The sequence below is a fragment of the Citrobacter sp. RHBSTW-00986 genome (assembly GCF_013783065.1).
In the GTDB taxonomy this organism is placed as follows: domain Bacteria; phylum Pseudomonadota; class Gammaproteobacteria; order Enterobacterales; family Enterobacteriaceae; genus Citrobacter; species Citrobacter braakii.
The window spans coordinates 1,562,355-1,580,232 of sequence record NZ_CP056200.1 but is presented as its reverse complement, the minus strand read 5'-3'; the positions used below and the strand labels follow the sequence as shown (position 1 = coordinate 1,580,232).

17 protein-coding genes and 1 tRNA gene are annotated in these 17,878 nt (G+C 52.5%); 6 read left to right on the top strand and 12 right to left on the bottom strand.

From position 1 onward, the window contains the following. Positions 1-77: 77 nt before the first annotated feature. Positions 78-2,078, top strand: a complete 2,001-nt coding sequence (gene mnmC, locus HV345_RS07765; protein WP_181627162.1) for a bifunctional tRNA (5-methylaminomethyl-2-thiouridine)(34)-methyltransferase MnmD/FAD-dependent 5-carboxymethylaminomethyl-2-thiouridine(34) oxidoreductase MnmC — start codon at positions 78-80, stop codon at positions 2,076-2,078. A gap of 121 nt (positions 2,079-2,199) precedes the next feature. Here the strand turns inward: mnmC and HV345_RS07760 are convergent, their stop codons facing one another. From HV345_RS07760 to prmB, 6 genes are read right to left on the bottom strand one after another with little or no spacing between them, the layout of a single operon-like run. Next, the gene (locus tag HV345_RS07760; RefSeq protein WP_016157057.1) at positions 2,200-2,478 is read right to left on the bottom strand and encodes a YfcL family protein; all 279 of its coding nucleotides are present in this window, start codon (positions 2,476-2,478) and stop codon (positions 2,200-2,202) included. Between the two features lie 32 nt (positions 2,479-2,510). Next, positions 2,511-3,059 (bottom strand): elongation factor P hydroxylase, encoded by a 549-nt coding sequence (locus tag HV345_RS07755; protein WP_016153873.1) that lies wholly within the window; start codon positions 3,057-3,059, stop codon positions 2,511-2,513. Further along, positions 3,059-3,868: a sulfite exporter TauE/SafE family protein gene (locus HV345_RS07750; RefSeq protein ID WP_016153874.1), complete on the bottom strand. Its 810-nt coding sequence runs from the start codon at positions 3,866-3,868 to the stop codon at positions 3,059-3,061. Before HV345_RS07750 ends, HV345_RS07755 begins: the two co-directional genes overlap by 1 nt. Then, positions 3,868-4,692 carry a penicillin-insensitive murein endopeptidase gene (mepA, locus tag HV345_RS07745; RefSeq protein ID WP_137351911.1) on the bottom strand — a complete coding sequence of 275 codons (825 nt, stop codon included), beginning with the start codon at positions 4,690-4,692 and terminating at the stop codon, positions 3,868-3,870. Before mepA ends, HV345_RS07750 begins: the two co-directional genes overlap by 1 nt. Before the next feature lie 3 nt (positions 4,693-4,695). Beyond that, positions 4,696-5,781 (bottom strand): chorismate synthase, encoded by a 1,086-nt coding sequence (gene aroC, locus HV345_RS07740; RefSeq protein WP_003028170.1) that lies wholly within the window; start codon positions 5,779-5,781, stop codon positions 4,696-4,698. A gap of 39 nt (positions 5,782-5,820) precedes the next feature. Continuing rightward, positions 5,821-6,753 (bottom strand): 50S ribosomal protein L3 N(5)-glutamine methyltransferase, encoded by a 933-nt coding sequence (gene prmB, locus HV345_RS07735; protein WP_016157058.1) that lies wholly within the window; start codon positions 6,751-6,753, stop codon positions 5,821-5,823. Positions 6,754-6,919: 166 nt separating this feature from the next. On the opposite strand from prmB, the gene smrB reads away from it, so the two are divergent. Further along, positions 6,920-7,471, top strand: coding sequence for an endonuclease SmrB (gene smrB, locus HV345_RS07730; RefSeq protein ID WP_016157059.1), 552 nt, complete (start codon positions 6,920-6,922; stop codon positions 7,469-7,471). An 80-nt stretch (positions 7,472-7,551) separates the two neighbouring features. Here smrB and sixA read toward each other — a convergent pair whose 3' ends face one another. The 4 genes from sixA to HV345_RS07710 all read right to left on the bottom strand — a co-directional run bounded on the left by sixA (position 7,552) and on the right by HV345_RS07710 (position 12,164). After that, the gene (sixA, locus tag HV345_RS07725) at positions 7,552-8,037 is read right to left on the bottom strand and encodes a phosphohistidine phosphatase SixA (protein WP_003028179.1); all 486 of its coding nucleotides are present in this window, start codon (positions 8,035-8,037) and stop codon (positions 7,552-7,554) included. A gap of 208 nt (positions 8,038-8,245) precedes the next feature. Beyond that, positions 8,246-10,393 (bottom strand): fatty acid oxidation complex subunit alpha FadJ, encoded by a 2,148-nt coding sequence (gene fadJ, locus HV345_RS07720; protein WP_016153878.1) that lies wholly within the window; start codon positions 10,391-10,393, stop codon positions 8,246-8,248. After that, positions 10,393-11,703 (bottom strand): acetyl-CoA C-acyltransferase FadI, encoded by a 1,311-nt coding sequence (gene fadI / locus HV345_RS07715; protein WP_016153879.1) that lies wholly within the window; start codon positions 11,701-11,703, stop codon positions 10,393-10,395. The genes fadJ and fadI overlap by 1 nt, the downstream gene beginning before the upstream one ends. A gap of 176 nt (positions 11,704-11,879) precedes the next feature. Beyond that, on the bottom strand, positions 11,880-12,164 hold the full coding sequence (locus tag HV345_RS07710; protein WP_003834838.1) for a YfcZ/YiiS family protein: 285 nt from the start codon (positions 12,162-12,164) through the stop codon (positions 11,880-11,882). Positions 12,165-12,535: 371 nt separating this feature from the next. Here HV345_RS07710 and fadL point away from each other — a divergent pair, with 371 nt between their 5' ends. Continuing rightward, entirely contained in the window at positions 12,536-13,816 is a 1,281-nt protein-coding gene (fadL, locus tag HV345_RS07705; RefSeq protein ID WP_016157062.1) for a long-chain fatty acid transporter FadL, read from the top strand. A gap of 59 nt (positions 13,817-13,875) precedes the next feature. Here fadL and mlaA read toward each other — a convergent pair whose 3' ends face one another. Then, a complete protein-coding gene (gene mlaA, locus HV345_RS07700) occupies positions 13,876-14,631 on the bottom strand; it encodes a phospholipid-binding lipoprotein MlaA (protein ID WP_003028190.1) in 756 nt (251 codons plus the stop codon). A 288-nt stretch (positions 14,632-14,919) separates the two neighbouring features. Between mlaA and HV345_RS07695 the strand changes: the two genes are divergently transcribed. Both HV345_RS07695 and HV345_RS07690 read left to right on the top strand, forming a co-directional pair. Further along, a complete protein-coding gene (locus HV345_RS07695; protein WP_047416338.1) occupies positions 14,920-15,861 on the top strand; it encodes a formate/nitrite transporter family protein in 942 nt (313 codons plus the stop codon). Positions 15,862-15,936: 75 nt separating this feature from the next. After that, a tRNA-Arg gene (locus tag HV345_RS07690) sits at positions 15,937-16,008 on the top strand. A gap of 53 nt (positions 16,009-16,061) precedes the next feature. On the opposite strand, the gene HV345_RS07685 is transcribed toward HV345_RS07690, so the two are convergent. After that, positions 16,062-16,688, bottom strand: coding sequence for a DNA-binding protein (locus HV345_RS07685; RefSeq protein ID WP_181636454.1), 627 nt, complete (start codon positions 16,686-16,688; stop codon positions 16,062-16,064). Between the two features lie 560 nt (positions 16,689-17,248). Between HV345_RS07685 and HV345_RS07675 the strand changes: the two genes are divergently transcribed. After that, the gene (locus tag HV345_RS07675) at positions 17,249-17,857 is read left to right on the top strand and encodes a DUF1062 domain-containing protein (protein WP_181636453.1); all 609 of its coding nucleotides are present in this window, start codon (positions 17,249-17,251) and stop codon (positions 17,855-17,857) included. The last annotated feature ends 21 nt before the right edge of the window (positions 17,858-17,878 follow it).

Here is a 17,878-nt window from a genome sequence, read left to right as displayed (position 1 = left end):
CCATTTTATGTGGAAATTTGCGCAGCCAGGCACTCATCGCTAAGATCGGGACACAGCCTGTCAGACGAGTAACTTACGTGAAACAATACGCTATACAACCTGCCAACCTTGAATTCAACGCTGAGGGTACACCTGTTTCCCGAGATTTTGACGATGTCTATTTTTCTAATGATAACGGGCTGGAAGAGACACGTTACGTCTTTCTCGGCGGTAACCATCTCGCACAACGATTCCCTGCGCATTCACGTCCTCTCTTCGTGGTGGCAGAAAGCGGGTTTGGCACCGGACTTAACTTCCTCACGCTCTGGCAGGCATTTGCTGATTTTCGCGATACCCACCCTGAAGCTACCCTGGAAAGATTACATTTCATCAGCTTTGAAAAATATCCGCTGACGCGTGAAGATCTCACCTTAGCCCACCAGCACTGGCCAGAACTTGCCCCGTGGACCACGGCACTGCAAGAACAATGGCCGCTGCCGCTGGCGGGATGTCATCGCCTGCTGCTTGATGATGGGCGCGTCACGCTGGATCTGTGGTTTGGCGATATAAACGAACTGACCAGTACGCTGGATGACTCTCTGAATCAAAAGGTGGACGCCTGGTTCCTGGACGGTTTCGCACCGGCAAAAAACCCGGATATGTGGACGCCAACGCTGTTTAACGCGATGGCCCGACTGGCTCGTCCCGGCGGGACGCTGGCAACCTTTACATCGGCAGGCTTTGTACGTCGGGGGTTGCAGGAAGCCGGGTTTACAATGCAAAAATGCAAAGGCTTTGGGCGCAAACGCGAAATGCTCTGTGGCGTGATGGAACAGACTCAGGCGCTCATCTCCTCGGCGCCATGGTTTGCGCGTACGGGAACAGATAAGCGCGAAGCCGCCATTATTGGTGGAGGAATTGCCAGCGCATTGCTGTCACTGGCGTTATTGCGCCGCGGCTGGCAGGTCACGCTGTATTGCGCCGACGATAAACCTGCCGGGGGCGCATCCGGTAATCGCCAGGGGGCGCTCTACCCCCTACTTAGCAAACATGACGCAGCCATTAATCTCTTTTTCCCCACTGCGTTTACCTTCGCCCGACGACTGTATGACGCCCTCCCCGTTGAGTTCGCGCATGACTGGTGCGGCGTGACGCAACTCGCATGGGATGAGAAAAGCCAGCAAAAAATCACCCAGATGCTGTCCCTTGAACTGCCCGCTGCGCTCGCCGTCGGGGTTGACGCACAGCAGGTATTACAAACAACAGGTGTGGAAACCGGATGCGGCGGGATTCAGTATCCGGCCGGAGGATGGCTGTACCCGGCGCAGTTAACCGCCGCGGTACTGGACTATGCAACAACCCTGGGATTACGCACCCGCTACCAACATACGCTGACCTCACTGATTCGCCAGACAGCAAGCTGGCAATTGCAGTTTTCCAGTGGAGAAACCGCCTCTCACGCAGCAGTCGTTCTGGCTAACGGTCATCGCATTAGCGGTTTTGAGCAAACGCAGCCGCTACCGGTGTACTCCGTGGGCGGTCAGGTGAGTCATATTCCCACCACACCTGCACTTTCAGCGTTACGTCAGGTGCTGTGCTATGACGGCTACCTCACGCCGCACAACCCGCAAAATCAGCAGCACTGCATTGGCGCCAGCTATCATCGTGGGAGTGAAGAGACAGCGTATCGCGAGGACGATCAGCAACAAAACCGTCAACGCTTAATCGACTGCTTCCCGAACGCTATGTGGGCAAAAGAGGTAGACGTTAGTGACAATGCCGCCCGCTGCGGGGTGCGCTGCGCCACGCGCGATCACATGCCAATGGTCGGCAACGTCGCGGACTATGACGCCACGCTCAGCCAGTACACCACACTTGCTGCAGACAAAGAGCACGCCGTAAGCGCGCCGGTTTATTCCGATTTATTTATGCTGGGCGCGCTGGGATCGCGCGGGCTGTGTACTGCCCCGCTGTGTGCAGAAATTCTGGCTTCGCAAATGAGCAATGAACCGATTCCCATGGATGCCAGCACGCTGGCGGCGCTAAATCCAAATCGTCTGTGGGTCAGGAAGTTATTGAAGGGTAAAGCGGTGAAATAAAAGGATGGGGTGCCCTCTCGTCATGGCCTGATGACGCTACGCTTATCAGGCCTACAAACACCCCAACAAGGTAGGCCGGATAAGACACCAGAGCGTCGCCATCCGGCACAATTTACCGCAATTATTGTGCAGTAGCCTTCTGGAACAGAGTGTCCCACATTTCTTTCACTAACGCCTGGTCACGCGGCGATAGTTCGCCTGCGCTGATGGCTTTTTCCAGGCTGCTGGTCACATTGGCGTACAATGCCTCAGCGGAATGGTCCTCGCCAGCGTCCAGTTCGGCCACGGCCAGCGTCAGGTGTCCACGCAAATAGCCACTGGCAAACAACTCATCATCGCTGGCGTGCTCTACCATATCGTCGATTAATGCCAGAATGCGTGATTCAAACTCCGCGATCATCTTCTTTCCTCATTGTAAACGTGGCAGCGACTTCAGTTGAGCGCTTCGGGCCACGGGAATTGTTCCGCCTTAAGTTCAGGCGTGTGATAATAATTCTGTAACGCGTTAATGAAGCGCGCCGGACGTTCAGGGATCCCCTTTTCCAGGTACTCCATCACCTGAGCATGAACACGGCGCTGGAATACCACGCGATCCGGTTCAAAGTCCCCTTCAAGGTTGTCGCAACTGACGTTAAACGGGTAGCCCGCCGCCATGCAAAACAGCCAGTCAAACGCCTGTGGCTTCACTTCCACATCTTCAAACTGGCATTGCGTCTTCGCGTCGCGTCCGTCCGGACAGTACCAGTAACCGAAGTCGACCAGTTCACGCCGCGCCTTACCGGCGATGCACCAGTGTGAAATTTCGTGTAACGCGCTGGCGTAATAGCCATGCGCAAAAACGATACGGTGATACGGTAATTCCGCATCCGCAGGAAGATAGATCGGTTCGTCATCGCCTTTAATCAGACGGGTATTAAATTCATCGGCAAAGCAGCCGTTAAAAATCTCAATTAACTGTTCGTAGTGATGGGTATTATTCATTAGTTCATCCCCAGCCAGTGGAGAATCTCCTGTCCATGATTATCATAAAGTAGCTTGGCGCTCATCACGGCGGAGACAATGACGATCATTGGCCGAATGAGTTTTTGTCCTTTACTGAGCACCAGCCGTGAACCCATCCGTGCGCCAATAAACTGGCCAATGAGCATCACAAATCCGGTCGCCCAAATCACTTTGCCGCCGAGGGCAAACAGCAACAGCCCGCCGATATTCGATGTGGCATTTAATACTTTGGCGTGGGCCGTCGATTTCGCCAGGTTGTAGCCGCACAGCATGACAAAAGCCAGCGCGTAGAACGACCCCGCAGCCGGACCAAAAAAGCCATCGTAAAAGCCGACGCAGCCCCCGGCCACCAGCGCGAAAGGCAACCCATGCAACCGACGCTGTCGGTCCTCCTCCCCCACTTTAGGCATCAACAGAAAGTAAAGGCCAATACAGATAACCAGAACCGGCAGGATCTGGCGCAGAATATCTGACTGCACATGCTGAACCAACAGCGCGCCGCTCATTGAGCCGATAAAAGTCATGAAGATATTGAGCTTCTGATCCGCCAGATTAACCACGCCACGGCGAATAAAATAGAGGGAGGAAGAGATAGATCCTCCACAGGCCTGTAGCTTATTGGTGGCCAGCGCTTGCGCGGGTGGCATCCCGGCCGCCATCAATGCCGGGATAGTGAGTAAACCACCGCCTCCGGCCAGAGAATCAATAAAACCTGCCAGCATCGCCACGAAAAAAAGCACACCTAACAGCAGTGGCGACACCATAAACAGAGAGGCAAAATGATCCATTAGAGTACATGCTCGTCCAGTAGCGCCTGGCAGGAAGGCGGCAACGGCGGCGGTGTCTTCTTCTCAGGCTTGGTGGTTCCAGGTTTCGGAGGTTCGAACCAGCTTTGCAGCTCCGCGCCGCAGCCGTCACCCGGTGGTGGTAACGGTTGATCTTCGCACTCAAGACTGTCGGCAGGACAACGTAACCGTACGTGCATATGCGCACGATGCTGGAACCATGGCCGCACTTTACGCAACCAGTCCCTGTCGGTCCCTGCATCCAGACAAAGTTGCTGCTTAATCGCCGGATTCACGAAAATACGCGTGACTTCATTATCTTTTGCCGCCAGCCTGATCAGGCTGAAAATCTCCGGCTTCCAGAGTGACGGCACGACACGTTTGCCATCCTGTGAGACCAGATCTAACGCCTGCGGCCGCAGCAGTTGCGACTGGGTCCAGCGGGTTTTCGGCAGTTGCAGGAAAATATCTACATCCAGTCCCGTCTGGTGGCTGGCGTGACCGCCATTGAATCGCCCACCGGCCGGCATGCCCATATCGCCGATTAACACCGTACCCAGCCCCAGATTGTTGGCCTGATTACTCAGACGCTGGATAAACATCACCAGATCCGGATGGCCAAAGTAACGGCGCTGATCGGTGCGCATCACCTGATAGTGTTCTGACTGTACAGGCAGCGTATCTGCGCCAACAATACAGCCATTGGAGAACGCGCCGATAGACTGCGCGCTGCCTGCAACCGGATGGGTAATTTTCTGCCAGGGCGTCGCCGCCAGACAGGCGGTGCTGGCAAACAGAGTCAGCGCCGCAAGTGCCGTTTTTTTCATCTCTTACCAGCGTGGAATATCGGTCTTCACGTCCGCATTTTGCGCCCGCTGACGCAGCAGGTGATCCATCAACACGATCGCCAGCATCGCTTCGGCGATTGGCACGGCGCGGATCCCAACACACGGATCGTGACGACCTTTGGTGATCATTTCGACTTCTTCACCAAAGCGATTAATAGTGCGCCCTGGAACGGTAATACTGGAGGTCGGTTTCAGCGCCATATGAGCAATGATTTGTTGCCCACTGCTGATCCCACCAAGAATGCCGCCCGCATGATTACTCTGGAAACCTTCTTTGGTGATTTCATCACGGTTCTGGCTGCCGCGCAGTGCAACAACGTCAAAACCGTCGCCAATCTCAACACCTTTAACGGCGTTAATGCTCATCAGCGCGTGAGCGATATCAGCATCCAGGCGGTCAAATACAGGTTCGCCTAGACCCGCTGGTACGCCGCTTGCAACCACGGTCACCTTCGCCCCGATGGAGTCGCCCTCTTTCTTCAGCCCACGCATCAGTTCGTCCAGCGCTTCGAGTTTATCCGGGTCTGGACAAAAGAACGGGTTAAGTTCCACCTGGGACCAGTCTTTGATCTCCAGCGGAATATCACCCATCTGCGTCAGACAGCCGCGAATTTCAACACCGAATTTTTCCGCCAGATATTTTTTGGCAATCGCTCCGGCCGCAACGCGCATCGCCGTTTCACGTGCGGATGAGCGTCCGCCGCCACGGTAGTCACGCAGGCCATACTTCTGCTCATAGGTATAGTCGGCGTGTCCTGGACGAAAAACGTCCTTAATCGCGCCGTAATCCTGTGAACGCTGATCGGTATTTTCGATCAACAGGCCAATGCTGGTGCCGGTGGTAACGCCCTCGAACACACCGGAGAGGATTTTCACCTGATCCGGCTCACGACGCTGCGTAGTGTAGCGCGATGTGCCCGGACGGCGTCTGTCGAGATCGTGCTGCAGGTCAGCTTCTGTCAGAGAAATGCCCGGCGGAACACCATCGACAATACAACCGAGCGCCAGCCCGTGTGATTCACCGAAAGTGGTTACGCGAAAGAGTTGCCCAATTGTGTTTCCTGCCATCACGGCTCCGTTATGAGTGTTGTGTATGTGCGCGTGTATTTAGTCTTTATAAATGCTGAAGTGCTCGCGAGCAGCAACTAACTGCTCTTTGGTCAGCATGAATACACCTTCACCGCCGTTGTCGAACTCCAGCCAGGTGAACGGTACATCCGGGTATTGCTCTATCAGGTGTACCATGCTGTTTCCGACTTCACAAATCAGAATACCGTTATCCGACAGGTAGTCCGGAGCGTTACCCAGAATGCGGCGGGTAAGTTTTAGTCCATCGCTGCCGGACGCCAGACCCAGCTCAGGTTCATGACGATATTCGTTTGGCAGATCGGACATATCTTCCGCATCGACATACGGCGGATTGGTCACAATCAGGTCATACTGGACTTTCAGCAGATCGCGGAACAGATCGGAACGGATCGGCGTAACATGATGGATCAGGCCGTGCTCTTCAATATTGTGTTCGGTCACCGCCAGCGCGTCGGTGGAAATATCCACCGCATCCACTTCGGCCTCCGGGAAAGCATAGGCGCAGGCAATGGCAATACAGCCGCTGCCGGTACACATATCAAGGATATGCTGCGGCTGCTCATTGATAAGGCCCGCAAAGCGGTTATTAATAAGCTCGCCAATCGGCGAACGTGGCACCAGCACGCGTTCATCAACATAAAACTCATGCCCGCAGAACCAGGCTTTGTTGGTCAAATAAGCGACCGGAATGCGCTCGTTGACGCGGCGAATCACGCGTTCAACAATGCGATGGCGCTCGCTGGAAGTCAGACGCGCGGTACGCATATCTTCTGGAATATCCAGCGGCAGATAAAGTGACGGCAGCACCAGTTGTACGGCCTCGTCCCATGGGTTATCCGTGCCATGGCCATACCAGATGTTCGCCGCGCTAAAACGGCTGACCGCCCAACGCAACATGTCCTGAATGGTATGCAGTTCACTCACTGCTTCATCGACGAAAATTTTATCCACGTATTCCTCCAGGGCATGCTCGTATTAATTTCGGCGGCTAGTTTGCCACGAAGACGGCGATAAATCAGCATTCACACAGGGCCTGAGCGCGAAAATTGCGTTTTAAGCGATCGGATGCCCGCCAAGTCGGGTTAAACTAACGAAAAATAAAAGATGAGACTCTCGAATGAAAAAGAAAACATCGCTCAGCGAGGAGGATCAGACGCTGTTTCGCCAGCTGATGACCGGCACGCGTAAAATTAAACAGGACACCATTGTTCACCGACCGCTACGTAAAAAAATTACCGAGGTTCCGGTTAAAAGGCTGCTGCAGGAACAAGCTGATGCCAGTCACTATTTCTCGGACGAGTTTCAGCCGCTGCTGAATACGGACGGCCCGGTAAGATATCTGCGTGCCGACGTCAGCCATTTCGAACTGAAGAAAATGCGCCGTGGCGATTACTCCCCGGAGCTGTTTCTCGATCTGCACGGGCTGACCCAGCAGCAGGCCAAACAGGAGTTAGGCGCGCTGATTGCCGCCTGTCGTCGTGAGCATGTGTTTTGCGCCTGCGTGATGCATGGCCACGGAAAACATATTCTTAAGCAGCAAACACCGCTCTGGTTGGCGCAGCATCCGCACGTGATGGCCTTTCATCAAGCGCCAAAAGAGTACGGTGGCGACGCCGCGCTGCTGCTGCTGATTGAAGTGGAAGAGTGGCAACCACCCGAACTTCCCTGATGCAGAAAAACAGAAAGAGCCGCATTTGCGGCTCTTTGATTTTCCGGATGACGGCTGTGCCTTATCCGATTCCAGGCTTTTTAAATCGCTTTTGCCATTTTTAGGTTACACGGGCTCATCTGCCAGTTAAAAGTACCCTTCCCGCTCTCATCAAGCGTTACGCTGGCAATCGCTGATGTGGTAAACATCGGCGGTGTTTCGCCAGGGCAAAGTTCAGACACCAGATACCCCACTAAAGGTAAGTGAGAGATGACCAGCGCCGTGGCGATACCTTCATTGGCCAGAGCCTGTAAATAGGCGCTGACCAGACCGACATCGCCGCAGGGAGTCAACTCCGGCAAAACATCCACACCGGTTGGCAGGTTCATACATTCCCCCACCACATCCAGCGTTTGTTCGGCTCGTAGGAACGGGCTCACCAGAACACGTTCGATATCCACTTTTTGACCTTTCAGCCAGTTCGCCATCAGGCGAGATTCGTCACAACCACAGGAGGTTAAGGGACGAACCGAATCACTGGCGGCATCGAGGGCTGCGTCGCCGTGACGCATGATAAAAACTTGCATATTGCACCGCTTTTGTTAACCAGAATCACCGACACCTTTATCCACAGCCCCTATTGACCGTGGTAACGATGTGGTTGCCGGCATTGTGCCTTATCCATTCACCGAATGAAACGCTGTTTTTTACCTCAACGGCGTAAGTATAGTCAATCTCTGTTTACATTTTGAGCGCGACCCATACATTCAGTGCGGATTCATCCTACCTTTGACCTCATGAATTCAGGTCAGTTTCCCCACTACTCCAGAATCTTTCACCGCGTTCCGCCATCTGCAATAACTGCTCACACGGCGTAAACCGCGAGCCGTATTGCGTGGTCAGTCGTTGCAGAGCAGCAACCACTTCACCCGCGCCGAGCGAATCCATATACCGGAACGGGCCGCCGAGGAAGGGCGGAAAACCAATACCAAATACAGCGCCGATATCGCCATCACGCGCGCTGCGGATAATCTTCTCATCGAAACAGCGTGCTGCTTCATTGAGCATTAACATGACGCACCGCTCAGCGATCTGCGCGGCGGTGAGTCGGCCCTGCCCCTGGACGCCAATAAGCGTATAAATTGCAGGGTCGACCTGTTTTTTGCTTTTACGCCCTTTCGCTCCATAAAGATAGAAACCCCGACCATTTTTTCTACCTTTGCGATCGTCATTCAAAATTGAAGCAACAACATTTGCAGGCGCGCTAAAACGTTCTCCATATGCAGCCTCAAGCACTGGTATAATTTTAGTGCCCGTATCAATTCCGACCTCATCCAAAAGTTGGATTGGCCCGACCGGAAAACCAAACTTAACCAGCGCGGCGTCAATGGCTTCAACCCGCTCGCCTTCGGTCAGCATACGAATAGCTTCGTTAATGTATGGCGCTAAAATGCGGTTAACATAAAATCCGGCCTTATCTCTGACCACTATCGGCGTTTTGCCCTGCTTTTTCGCCAGTTTAACGGTTGTGGCAATTGTCTGCTCAGAGGTCGTGGCATGCGGGATAACCTCGACCAGCGGCATTTTTTCCACCGGGCTAAAGAAGTGCAAACCAATTACTTGTTGAGGCCTGGCAGCGTTCGCCGCAATATCGCCAATCGGCAAAGATGAGGTGTTAGAGGCAAAAATGGTATGAGATGCGCAATTTTGCTCAACTTCTGCCACCATCTGTTGTTTTAACGCCAGATCTTCAAATACGGCTTCAATAACCAGATCGCGATGAGCGAAGCCACGGTAATCGGTTGATCCCGAAATCAGCGCCAGCTGTTTATCACGCTCGCTGGCTTTGATATGACGGCGGCGAACCTTCGTTTCAAGCTGATCCCAGCTGTACTTCAGCGCGTGGTTGATTCCCTTGGCATTTATATCTTTGATACGCACTGGCAAGCCGCCTTTACAGGCCGTCACATAGGCAATACCGCCCCCCATCAGACCGCCGCCCAAAATGCCTACACTGTTTAGCGGGCCGGGCTTCACATCACTTCCGGGATCCTTTTTCACATCGGTGTTGGCAAAAAAGATGTGCCGCAGCGCCTGAGACTGAGATGTCATCGCCAGTTCGCCAAACGCGCGGGCTTCGGCGTCGTAACCGCTGCTGCTGCCTTGCGCCAGGCCGGTTTCGATGACCTCAAGGATATGTTCTGTTGCGGGATAGTTGCCGTGCGTTTTTTGCGCCGTCTTTTTACTGGCCATGCGGAATAACAGCGCCCGCCCCAGCGGCCCCGCTAGCACACGCTCTCGCACCGGCAGAGTTCGGTGTGCGGGACTGTCCTTTTTGGCCAGTTCTACGGCCGCTTCCAGCAAAATGGTATGCGGTACAACTTCATCCACTAAACCCACTTTCAGCGCCTGTTTTGCGCGTAGTTGTTTTCCGGTGAGGATCATATCCAGCGCGGTACTGACGCCAATCAGACGGGGCAACCGCTGGGTACCGCCAGAGCCGGGCAGCAGACCAAGCTGCACTTCCGGTAAACCCAGTACGGTTTTAGCGTCATCGGTACAAATACGATTGTGGCACGCCAGCGCCATCTCCAGGCCACCGCCGAGACAGGCGCCATGAATTGCGGCGATTACGGGGATCGGCAAGGCATTAATTTCCGCCATAATCTGCTGCCCCTGGCGTGCCAGCGTTTCAGCTTCCTGCGCGCTGCGACAGCGACCAATCATGTTGATATCCGCCCCGGCAATGAAGTTATCGGGTTTCGCCGAAATGAACACCACGCCGCGTAATGCTTTGTTATCGCGAATTTGTTTCAGAATGACCCGAACCTGGGAGGCAAATTCCGCCTTCAGGGTATTCATTTTCTCTCCGGGCACATCAATGGTGACAACAGCGACGTTATCCAGACGTACGTTTAGCGTAAAAGCCGATGTCATGTCCATTATTCCGCCTCCAGAACCATTGCCGCACCCAGACCACCTGCTGCACAGGCTGTCACTAAACCAAAACCACCACCACGACGTCGTAACTCATGGAGAGTTTGGGTGATCATGCGAGCACCGGTGGCGGCGAAGGGGTGTCCATAGGCAATCGATCCGCCCAGCACGTTAAATTTACTGTCATCAACCTCGCCCGTGGCATGCGCCCTGCCGAGCACTTCGCGGGCAAAACGTTCGCTACCCAGCAGTTGAAGATTCGCCAGCGTTTGTGCGGCAAATGCTTCATGCATATCGATCAGGGTTAAATCAGCCATGGTCAGACCCGCTCTCTCCAGGGCAAGCGGCGTTGACCACGCCGGCCCCAACAGCATGTCCTGCCAGACATCGATGGCGGTAAAGGCAAAACTACGCAGGTATCCCAGCGGCACCAGCCCCAACTCTTTCGCACGCGATTCCGTCATCATAATCACGGCGGCTGCGCCGTCCGTTAGCGGGGTACTGTTCGCCGCGGTAACGGTGCCGTGCTTTCGGTCAAAGGCCGGACGCAGTTTGGCGTAATCGGCCAGCGTAGAGTTACCGCGAATATTGTTATCTTCTGAAAAAGGATCTTTGAAAGGTGGCGCGTAGGTGGTCATCACCTCATCTGCCAGTTTGCCTTCAGACCACGCCTGAGCGGCGCGCTGATGAGAACGGTGCGCCAGGGCATCCTGTTGCTCTCGCGTAATCCCATAAGTTTTGGCCATTTGCTCGGCCGTATCCCCCATGCGTAAACCGGTGGAATACTCGGCGACGGCTGGCGGTACGGGCATCAGGTCACGTAAGCGCAGTCGGGAGAAAAGTTTAAGACGCTGACCGGTGGTCCGGGCCTTATTGACATCCACCAGCACCCGAGCCAGCTTTTTGCTAACGCCAATAGGCAGAACTGACGAGGAGTCCGCACCGCCGGCAATTCCTGCACGAATAGTCCCCGCCATCAGGCTTTCCGCGACATTCGCCACCGCCTGGAAGCTGGTGGCGCAGGCTCTGCTTACGCTGTAGGCATCGGTGTGCACATTCATCCCGGTTCCCAGCACGATTTCACGAGCAATATTTGGGGCTTCGGGCATTTGCACCACCTGGCCAAAGACCAGTTGCTCAATCACATCAGCAGAAATTTCGCTGCGCGCCAGCAGCTCGCCAACGACCATTTTCCCCAAATCTACGGCGGGAATGCCATGAAACGCGGTTGCCTGGCGGGCAAATGGCGTACGCAATCCGCTTACGATGGCGATGCGATCGCCCTGGCGGGTAACCAGCGGTAAAGCCTGACTCATAACACTCCCCTGTAAAAAATAAAAATAAGTGGTCTGACCTGATCACAGTCTTAACCAATTTTTTACATTTAGCCAAGCAGGGAGAAAAGAAAGTGGGAGCTAAGACACAGTGAATAATCACTGACAGTGACGAAAAAGCCCTTGCTACCGGGTAACAAGGGCTTTTAAAGAAGGGATTAACGCAGACCCAGTTGGAAGATCAGCGTTTCAGCTTCACAGGCAAAAACAAAGTCGATATCCAGACGCACACCTTCAGACTCTTCAGTAAAGGTCGAGGTGATTTGGCAAGGCTCAGATTCCACGCCACGCGCCTTCTCAGTCAGAGCGGCCAGCGTTTCTTCTGCCTCTGCACGATTCGCGAACACACGGCTGTATGACGCGGTGCAATCGGAGTTGTCCATGATGGTGCCAACATCCATACAGCAGCAAACCGGGGTTTCATCAGCACTGCATTTACTCATTGTAGATTTCCTCTGTATTCGCACCTGTGGTGCCAGATAAACGATGGGGATATTTTACGCTCCCATTATTCGCCTCTCCAGTCGTTAATTGTATGAAATGGGATAAGTGACCGAAATCACACTTAAAAATGATCTAAAACAAAAATCACCCAAACAGGTGAGTGTGCATACCCGCAATTTTGCCAGCTGGATCGCGTTTCCGAGATCAGAATTGAAAATATTTATAAACATACTTGCAACATTTCATCTGGTCAGACCTATACTCTCGGCACTGGTCTGATTTCTAAGTTGTACCTCAGACCCTACACTTCGCGCTCCTGTTACGGTATGTAACATTGTTTGTACAAAAATAAATCAATGAGGTTATGGTCATGAGCCAGAAAACCCTGTTTACAAAGTCTGCTCTCGCAGTCGCAGTGGCAATTATCTCCACACAGGCCTGGTCTGCAGGCTTTCAGTTAAACGAATTTTCTTCCTCTGGCCTTGGCCGGGCATATTCGGGTGAAGGCGCTATTGCAGATGATGCAGGTAACGCCAGTCGTAACCCGGCGCTGATTATGATGTTTGACCGCCCTACTTTTTCAGCGGGTGCGGTGTATATCGATCCAGACGTGAATATTTCCGGTAAATCGCCATACACCGGTCGCAGCACCGATGCGGACAACATCGCGCCTACGGCGTGGGTTCCCAATGCTCACTTCGTAATGCCGATCAACGAACAGTTTGGTTGGGGGGCTTCTGTCACGTCAAACTATGGCCTGGCAACCGAATTTAACGATAACTACATCGTCGGCGAATACGGCGGGAAGACCGATCTTAAAACGGTCAACCTGAACCTGAGCGGTGCCTACCGTCTGAATGATAGCTGGAGCTTTGGCGTTGGTTTTAATGCCGTCTATGCCGATGCAAAAATTGAGCGTTATTCCGGTGAACAAACTGCCGCATTGCCAAAAGTCAGCCAGAAAATTGCCAGCCTGAAAGGTGACGAATGGGGTTACGGCTGGAACGCCGGTATTTTGTACGAGCTGGATAAAAATAACCGCTACGGTTTAACGTATCGGTCTGAAGTCAAAATCGACTTCGATGGCGATTACAAGAGCGGCATCCGCACCCAGGCCAACGCGTTACCTGGCGCAGGCACGGCGTTCCCTTGGGGAACCACCAACGCCACCGTCCCAGGTTCTCTGACGCTTAACCTGCCGGAAATGTGGGAACTGTCGGGTTACAACCGCGTTGCACCACAGTGGGCTATTCACTACAGCATGGCTTACACCAGTTGGAGTCAGTTCCAGGAGCTGAAAGCAACCGGCACCAACGGGCAGACGCTGTTCTATAAAGAAGAAGGCTTCAAAGATTCTTACCGCATCGCGCTGGGTACGACTTATTACATGGATAAAAGCTGGACCTTCCGTACCGGTATCGCCTATGACGATAGCCCGGTTCCTGCGAGCAAGCGTTCCATCTCCATTCCGGACCAGGACCGTCTGTGGTTGAGTGCGGGTACCACTTACGCCTTCAATGATGACGCATCCATTGACGTAGGCGTTTCTTATATGCACGGCCAGAAAGTGACCGTCAAAGAAGGCCCGTATACTTTCGATTCTGAAGGTAAAGCCTGGCTGTTCGGTACCAACTTCAACTACGCATTCTGATTTTCTTCAGATATAAAAAAGGTGAGCTTTTTAGCTCACCTTTTTATTTTCATCCTTCCTTACTCGGAATCGATCTCTTTTAAATCGTCCTGAATATCTTTCGCGTTCGGGTTTTCTTCTGGTTTGAGTTTCCCACCGTTCGCAATAAAGTCATGACGCTGGAAGTAAGCTTCTCGCACCATGATGTAAGGGTCGGAAGACTGACGCAGCAGACCGTCGGAATCAAGCAGTTGCGCGCGGGTTTCAATCCCTTCAACCGTCCATTTACCTATCGACAACGGCCAGGTCAGCCAGGACAGTACCGGATACAGCGTATCCACCATGTCGCCGCCATCATCACGCAGCGTGAAGCTGCCGTAGAATGGAAGCTGCATATACGGTCCGTAACCAACGTCATAGTGGCCTAACGTACTACCAAAACGGTGTGGTTCAACGCGCTGTAACTTCGGATTAGCCATACCCGCCACGTCGATAAATCCGCCCATACCTAACAGGGTGTTCAGGAAGAAACGGGTGAAGTGCACCATCCCCTGATAGGGGTCACCTTGTAGGAAGTAGTTGACCATAACGGCCGGCTCTTCAAGGTTGCCGGTAAAATTGCTCAAACCGTTACGCGCCGGCTGCGGGACATAATCACGCCAGGCAACTGCCACCGGTCGAACAACGTATGGATCTAAAACATTAAAGTTGAAGTTGTACATGGTGCGGTTGAACCCTTCAAATGGGTCCGAACGCCCCTGCTGTTCAGTACCAGAGCTCGCACACCCCACCAAAAGTGTGGTTCCCAGCGCAAGCGCCGACAGGCGAAGCTTCATAAGTGTCTCCCTGTGTATTATGGCTATCGCTGATTGCCATCCATGACGGAACGATGACGTATCCGCCTGTTTAGATGTGAGCGATTGTAACAGCACGTCAAATGATGTCTATATACCCTGTGTTACTGATTTGATCATAGCCTGGTAATGCGCACTCCGCGGCGGCTCTATTCTAGCTACCCCAATAAAAACTAACGTTACCATTTTTGCTATCTCAGACTTTCTCCCGCTGATTTTCGGACAAAAGCCGCTACGCTTTAGCAATACGTGCTAATTCAGGATTCGGCTATGAATGACATTGAGAACGAAAAGATTGATCGGCACAGCGACGAACTCCAGGTCGACAGTGACGAAAAGCTAGAGGGTAAAAAGATTGAGGTCGATGAGGACAGACTCCCCTCCCGCGCCATGGCGATCCATGAACATATCCGCCAGGATGGGGAGAAAGAAATGGAGCGCGACGCGATGGCGCTACTGTGGTCAGCCATCGCTGCGGGACTCTCGATGGGCGCCTCGCTACTGGCTAAAGGAATTTTTCATGTGCAACTGGAAGGTGTGCCTGGAGGATTTTTGCTGGAGAACCTCGGTTATACCTTCGGCTTTATAATTGTCATTATGGCTCGCCAGCAACTGTTTACCGAAAATACCGTCACCGCCGTCCTGCCGGTAATGCAAAACCCTACGCTCGGCAATTTTGGCCTGCTGATGCGCCTGTGGAGTGTGGTTCTGCTAGGTAATATTATTGGCACCGGGGTTGCCGCATGGGCGTTTGAGCATATGCCGATTTTTGATGAAGAAACCCGCGATGCTTTTGTCAAAATCGGCATGGATGTGATGAAAAACACGCCAACGGAGATGTTTTCCAACGCCATCATTTCTGGCTGGTTAATTGCCACAATGGTATGGATGTTTCCCGCCGCCGGGGCAGCAAAAATTGTGGTCATTATTCTGATGACCTGGCTGATTGCGCTGGGCGATACCACGCACATCGTCGTCGGTTCGGTGGAAATTCTCTATCTGGTCTTTAATGGTACGCTGCACTGGAGTGATTTCTTCTGGCCCTTTGCTCTCCCTACGCTCGCCGGGAATATCTGTGGCGGGACGTTTATCTTCGCGCTGATGAGCCATGCGCAGATCCGCAATGATATGAGCAATAAACGCAAAGAAGAAGCCAGGTTGCAAGCCAGGCGGGATGAGCAAAAGCAGAAAAACCAGAAAAAACAGGCGTGAATGGTGACGGTTTGAGCAGTTGGGCGGCCTGAGGCTTACCGTTGTGAGTAAAAAACGCTATACTCGTGCCGCTTCGTCCCCTTAGTTAAATGGATATAACGAGCCCCTCCTAAGGGCTAGTTGCAGGTTCGATTCCTGCAGGGGACACTTTTAATTAAATGCATCCGGCTAAATCCTTTCATTTACCTGTCAGTTCATCCCTAAACCAGGCGATAAAACGGCACATTCCTCACCGTTGCAGTAAGATTGTCGGACACCATTGTCTGCTCAGTAGCTATCCGCATCCCTGATTTTCTCAGCCTCAGTACGTCAGCAGCAATACGTTGGCTGCCAAACCAGAAAAGCCCGTCCAAAGCAGTGACATCAAGGCCTGATTCCAGTGCCAGCTTCAGACGCTCACGCGGTGCTTTCACCGTTTTAGCAATTTGCTGATATGGCGCTTCGCTTGAACCTGCACGATTAATGCGTCGAATACGATGCGACAGGCGGTACTGAAATTCATCCGGTATCCCGCCGAGACTCTCTTTCAGGCTGTAAACACAACCAAAGCGTTTGCCGTTAAAGATTACGTTTTTCTGACTAAGCTGCAGCTCTTCACGAACGCTGGCAATCAGTTGCGGGGTACGAAGTAATAACAAACGGAAAGGCAGCTCAAAGCTGGTCACATAGTCCACATTCAATAAAGCAATACGCAGACGCTCTTGCGGACCCGCCTTCATTTCCCGACATTCAGCAATAACATCAGCCCACTGGCCAGCCAGACGGGAACTTTCAGTCGCCTCAGTAAAGCTGTATTTTTCAGTCTGATAATCAATACGTTCGGTCACTCGGAATTCCCTTCTGGCCACATCTCGGTATTGGTTGCTCACTTTACCAGCGACAGACTGCAACCGGAAGCCCGCAGGTATAGGCAGTGGAATTATCGCTACTTTGCCCCTTAGTAACTTACTGACTGCTCTTGCATGGTGAGAGACGCGGCCGTCGATAGGGCTGGTGATCCAGGGTAACGCAGAAATTATGCCAACAATGAAACCGTGGCGGTATACGCAACCGGCTCCGGAGAAATGTTTACCCGCACGCTGACCGCATACAACATTATCTTAGCAACAAGCATCCCTCTAAAAATACCTGCTGGTAGAAGTCACCAGGGGGCCCGGCATCCGCAGTTACTTCAACCTTGGCAACATAATGAATATTGATTGAACTCATATACTTGAAGGCTTCCACACTGATAATCTCGCAAGATTCATTTGTTGGCAGACAGGATCACTGTGTTAGAAATCTTTTCTTAACCCGCTGAAAAATATCTAACAAATATTTTTCTCACATAAAAACGATGGTTCGTTCAAAACGGATCCGAATTTATTTGGGTTAAAAAAGGTACAGTATGAAAGTCACATGGACTGTCACCCCTGTCGGTTACCAGCGCATTGCTAAGCGCTGCCCATCATGTAATGTAAAACGCGAATTCGCACCTTCCGGCGCATTCAGAGTCAATTCGCAAAAGAAAGTGCTCGATATCTGGAGCATTTATAAATGCACCCACTGCGAATATACATGGAATATCTCGCTGTATTCACGACTTCACATCAGCAAAATAAATCGCGAGCTGTATCATCGATTTATCACCAACGATGCCAGTACGGTTCACTATTTTGCCAATGATAAAGCCACCCTGAGCCGTAACAAGGCTGAACTTGCAGGTAAACCTGATTTTCGTATTCAGGAGCAGTGGCAGGTCAGCATCAAAACCGGCCAGAACGTCACCGTAAGCATCAGACTTTCCCATTCTTTTCAGATTAGTGTGCTATCGATCTTGAAGCGCCAGCTTTTCCTCAGCACCGCGGAGATAAAGAAACTGATAGATGAAGGCCATATTAGTGGTATTACGATGAAAGAACTCAAATCCCGAAAACTAATGACAGGATATTTGGATTTTCAGCTGTCAGCAGTCACATTATATGCTCGGCGAAAAGTTGTTATGACCCAAAGTTAACAGTATGAAGCTCACGATAAG

Coding starts and splice junctions, on each gene's coding strand:
- HV345_RS07695 (WP_047416338.1), top strand. CDS start 14,920: ATGAATGACATTGAGAACGAAAAGATTGATCGGCACAGCGACGAACTC.
- HV345_RS07755 (WP_016153873.1), bottom strand. CDS start 3,059: ATGAATAATACCCATCACTACGAACAGTTAATTGAGATTTTTAACGGC.
- fadI (WP_016153879.1), bottom strand. CDS start 11,703: ATGAGTCAGGCTTTACCGCTGGTTACCCGCCAGGGCGATCGCATCGCC.
- mepA (WP_137351911.1), bottom strand. CDS start 4,692: ATGAAAAAAACGGCACTTGCGGCGCTGACTCTGTTTGCCAGCACCGCC.
- HV345_RS07675 (WP_181636453.1), top strand. CDS start 17,249: ATGAAAGTCACATGGACTGTCACCCCTGTCGGTTACCAGCGCATTGCT.
- HV345_RS07710 (WP_003834838.1), bottom strand. CDS start 12,164: ATGAGTAAATGCAGTGCTGATGAAACCCCGGTTTGCTGCTGTATGGAT.
- smrB (WP_016157059.1), top strand. CDS start 6,920: ATGAAAAAGAAAACATCGCTCAGCGAGGAGGATCAGACGCTGTTTCGC.
- HV345_RS07750 (WP_016153874.1), bottom strand. CDS start 3,868: ATGGATCATTTTGCCTCTCTGTTTATGGTGTCGCCACTGCTGTTAGGT.
- fadJ (WP_016153878.1), bottom strand. CDS start 10,393: ATGGACATGACATCGGCTTTTACGCTAAACGTACGTCTGGATAACGTC.
- HV345_RS07760 (WP_016157057.1), bottom strand. CDS start 2,478: ATGATCGCGGAGTTTGAATCACGCATTCTGGCATTAATCGACGATATG.
- aroC (WP_003028170.1), bottom strand. CDS start 5,781: ATGGCAGGAAACACAATTGGGCAACTCTTTCGCGTAACCACTTTCGGT.
- mlaA (WP_003028190.1), bottom strand. CDS start 14,631: ATGAAGCTTCGCCTGTCGGCGCTTGCGCTGGGAACCACACTTTTGGTG.
- fadL (WP_016157062.1), top strand. CDS start 12,536: ATGAGCCAGAAAACCCTGTTTACAAAGTCTGCTCTCGCAGTCGCAGTG.
- sixA (WP_003028179.1), bottom strand. CDS start 8,037: ATGCAAGTTTTTATCATGCGTCACGGCGACGCAGCCCTCGATGCCGCC.